Here is a 3,811-nt window from a genome sequence, read left to right on the forward strand (position 1 = left end):
ATCCTGCTCGCCCCCGCCGGTGACGCCGTCGGCTGACCGCTCATCCGAACGAGAGCTTCCCCATTCCGGTCATCCCGGCCGCGATGACCCGGGCGACGGTACGCAGGTCCTCGCGGTTGCGGGGCAGTCCGTCGAGGTCGAGCCACCGGTCGGTGCTGGCCGCCGAGAACATCGCGGACACCCACGCGGTCGCGCAGGCCCGCAGGGTGCCCGGCTGCACCGGGCCGGGGGCGCTGGCCTGCAGCAGCCGCACGGTGATGTCGTGCAGGTGCGAGCGCAGCCGGTACAGGTGGGACCGGATGTCCGGATGGGTGTCGGCCTCGCGCCAGATGATCACCCGCAGCACCGACGACCGGTGGTCGCGCAGGTTCAGCGCGGTGTCGAGGTTCACGAGGCTGGCGGCCGGGTCGCCGGGTTCGACCAGCGCGTTCACGTCGTCGATGGGTTCGGTCGGCATTCGTTCGGCGACGAGTGTTTCGAGAATGGCCTCCTTGGTCGGGAAGTAGTAGAAGATCAGGCCTTTCGGCACGTCTGCCGCCGCAGCGATGGACGCGGTGGCGGTTGCGTCGAAACCGTGGGTCGCGAACAGCTTTTCGGCGGCATCGAGGATGCGGGTGCGGGCCTCGCCGTCCTGTTGCGGGCGGCGCCGGCGTCGCCGGGGAACGTGTGTACTCACCTGCGCACCACCTTCGGTGATCCGAGAGGGGGCGAGGGCACGTCGGCCGCTCGCCCCGGGTCCCGGTATCAGGTGCGGATCAGTGATGGGTCGCCAGTCCGCCTCCGTGCATGCGAGCGTTCATGACAGGCAGGGCCGCGACGGCGACGACGACGGTGAGAACACCGACGATCCACGCGGTCCACGAGGCGCCCGTGTACTCGGTGTATCCCAAGACCCAAGGGGACAGGAACATCAGCACACCGAAGACACCCATTGCGTAGTCGATCGCGGCCATCGTCGGCCGTGCGATCTGCGCAATGCCGCACAATGCGACCAGCACACCGAGAACGATCAGCGACCACATGGCCGCGTCGTTGGTGTCGAGCCACAACGGCGACAGGGCGGCGAAGACGCCCAGAACCACGGCCACATAGTCCTGCAGCCGGCTGTCGGAGAACATGGTGAGCCTCCTCGTGAGAGTGTGTCCTTCCGTCTTTCGGTATAGGTCTGATCGACCGGTCGGTCAAGATGTCCGACGGTTGCGGTGCGGTAACGCTGCGTCCCAGTTCAGGGCGTGTTTTTGCCGAATCGTCATCTGACGGTCGGCGGGCGTGACAACGGCCCGGATCCGGGAGGGCGCCGGTGCGGACGCCGTACTCTCGTCAGCCGTGACCGATGAGAAGAGCACCGAGGACGTGCGGGTCGCGCTCGACGCCCTCGCCGACCCGGCCGCGGCCGCGCACCTGCGCCGGTTCTTCAAGACCGGACCGGGCGAATACGGGGAGGGCGACGAGTTCCTCGGGCTGCGGGTCCCGCAGACACGGGCGGTCGTCCGCCGCTTCCGGACATTGCCGATCGCCGAGGCGCGGGCCCTGCTCGACAGCCCGATCCACGAACACCGCCTGGCGGGACTGCTGATCCTCGCCGACCGGTTCGCCCGCGACCGCGACGCCCGGGACCGGATCGTCGAGTGCTACCTCGACGCACTGAACCGCGGTCGCGTGAACAACTGGGATCTGGTCGACTCGTCGGCGGACCGCATCGTCGGCGAATGGGTGCGCGAGCATCCCGACCGGGCCGGGCTGCTGACCGAACTCGTCGACGACCCGGACCTGTGGCGCCGCCGGGCCGGGCTGCTCGCGACCTTCGCGTTCGTCAAGGCAGGGGAGGCCGAACCGACGCTGACGCTGGCCGCGCGAGTACTCGACGACCGGCGGGACCTGATCCAGAAGGCGACCGGGTGGATGTTGCGGGAGGTCGGCAAACGCGTCGACCGCGCGCTGCTGGTGAGTTTTCTCGACGTCCACGCCGCGGCGATGGGCCGCACCGCGCTGAGCTACGCGACCGAGCACCTCGAGCCGGCCGAACGGGCCCGGCTGCGGGCACTGCGCTGAGCCGGCGGACACCCGGGCGCCCGCCGTCTCAGCGCTTCAGCGTGTCAGAACTGGATCTTGAGGTTGTCGCTGACCGGCTTGGCCTGGCAGCCCAGGATGTAACCGGACTCGATGTCCTCGGGGTCGAGGATGTCGCAGTGCTCCATCTCCACCTCGCCCTCGAGGACGGTGCACGCGCACGAACCGCACTCGCCTTCCTGGCACGAGTAGGGCACGTCGATGCCCTTCGCGAGCATGATGTCGACGAGCGTCTGCTTGCGCGGCCACGTCAGGGTGTGGGTCTCGCCGTCGAGCTCGACCTCGACGGTCGCGGCGTCGGCGGCTTCCTCGTCGCTGACCTCGACCGGCGCGACGTCGGCGAACGGATCACCGGCGAGCGAGTTGAACACCTCGGCGTGGACCCGGCTGCGCTCCATGCCCGCGGCGTGCAGCGCGGCGTGCACGGTGTCCATGAACGGGCCGGGGCCGCACATGAACGCCTCGTACCCGGTGTACGGGGCGGCGAGCGCGGCGAGCTGGTCGGCCGTGGGCAGGCCCTGCACGGATTCGAGCCAGTGCACGACGGTCAGGCGCGTCGGGTACTTGTCGGCCAGGGCGCGCAGTTCCTCGGCGAAGATGACCGACGATTCGTCGCGGTTGGCGTAGACGAGCACGACGCGGCCGCTGCCCTGGGTCAGGGCCGACTTGAGGATCGAGATGACCGGGGTGATGCCGCTGCCGGCGCCGAACAGCAGGAAGTCCTGGTCGAGCGATTTCGGGGTGAACACGCCGGACGGCGGGAGCACCTCGATGCGGTCGCCGGCGGAGATCTTGTCGCACAGCCAGTTCGAGCCGTAACCGTCGACGGTGCGCTTGACGGTGACCTTGGGAGAGTCGTCGGTGAACGGCGAGCTCGCGAGCGAGTAGCAGCGTGCCACCGAGCCGGTGAGGTCGCTGGGGATGCGCAGGGTGTGAGGAACTGCCCGGGCTTGTACGCGAACTTGTCCCGCAGCTCGGCGGGTACGTCGAAGACCAGCGAGCGTGCGTCGGACGTCTCCTCGATGACGGCTGAGACGGTGAGAACCACCGATCGTGAGCCGTGCGGCACCTCGACTGTCGTCATGGGGTGTTTCGTCCTCTCGTCGTGCAGGCTGCGCTTTCGAACAGCTGGGCCTCGGAACAGCCGGGCCTTGAACATGTGGTGCGGTCGCCGTCCGCCCAGCCGAACCAATCTAGAACGTGTTCTAGTTCAAGGGTAGCAGCCGGACCTGGCGACAAGGAAACGGTACCGGGCACCCCGCGGGGTCGACCTCGTCGCATCCCGGTCGGCGGGACATGCACCCTGCCCGACCGGGTAGGTGGCCGCACTCGACCGGACGGCTTCGGCGCGCAAACCGGACGGTTCCGGCCGGTAGCCCTTCACCGGCGGGCGGGCGTCGGCCACGGTGGACCCCGGATGAGATGTGGGTCACAACCGTGAGCCACCCGGCGACCGAGGAGAGACACGATGGCCATCGAGCTCAATCAGATCTGGGACTTCCCGATCAAGGAGTTCCATCCGTTCCCGCGCGCACTGATGGGTGTGGGCGCACACGACATCATCGGTGTCGAAGCCAAGAACCTCGGATTCAAGCGTGCCCTGCTGATGACGACGGGTCTGCGCGGCTCCGGCATCATCGAGGAACTGATCGGCAAGATCGAATACCAGGGGGTCGAGGTCGTCCTCTACGACAAGGTCGAGTCCAACCCCAAGGACTACAACGTCATGGAGGCCGCCGCC

General features: G+C 68.4%; 4 protein-coding genes and 1 pseudogene. 2 read left to right on the top strand and 3 right to left on the bottom strand.

Translation table 11 applies throughout. The annotated features are described in order from the left end of the window. Positions 1-40: 40 nt before the first annotated feature. Both I0Q12_RS29330 and I0Q12_RS29335 read right to left on the bottom strand, forming a co-directional pair. Positions 41-676, bottom strand: a complete 636-nt coding sequence (locus tag I0Q12_RS29330; protein ID WP_197257253.1) for a TetR/AcrR family transcriptional regulator — start codon at positions 674-676, stop codon at positions 41-43. 79 nt (positions 677-755) lie between these two features. Beyond that, entirely contained in the window at positions 756-1,118 is a 363-nt protein-coding gene (locus tag I0Q12_RS29335) for an SPW repeat protein (protein ID WP_197257255.1), read from the bottom strand. A 208-nt stretch (positions 1,119-1,326) separates the two neighbouring features. Here I0Q12_RS29335 and I0Q12_RS29340 point away from each other — a divergent pair, with 208 nt between their 5' ends. After that, positions 1,327-2,052, top strand: a complete 726-nt coding sequence (locus I0Q12_RS29340; RefSeq protein WP_197257257.1) for a DNA alkylation repair protein — start codon at positions 1,327-1,329, stop codon at positions 2,050-2,052. Positions 2,053-2,096: 44 nt separating this feature from the next. Here the strand turns inward: I0Q12_RS29340 and I0Q12_RS29345 are convergent. Next, a pseudogene (locus I0Q12_RS29345) lies at positions 2,097-3,154 on the bottom strand (2Fe-2S iron-sulfur cluster-binding protein). A gap of 384 nt (positions 3,155-3,538) precedes the next feature. Between I0Q12_RS29345 and I0Q12_RS34280 the strand changes: the two are divergent. After that, on the top strand, positions 3,539-3,811 hold a 273-nt coding region (locus I0Q12_RS34280; protein WP_231611686.1), incomplete at its 3' end, for an iron-containing alcohol dehydrogenase.

The sequence above is a fragment of the Rhodococcus sp. CX genome, assembly GCF_015865005.1.
In the GTDB taxonomy this organism is placed as follows: Bacteria; Actinomycetota; Actinomycetes; order Mycobacteriales; family Mycobacteriaceae; genus Rhodococcus.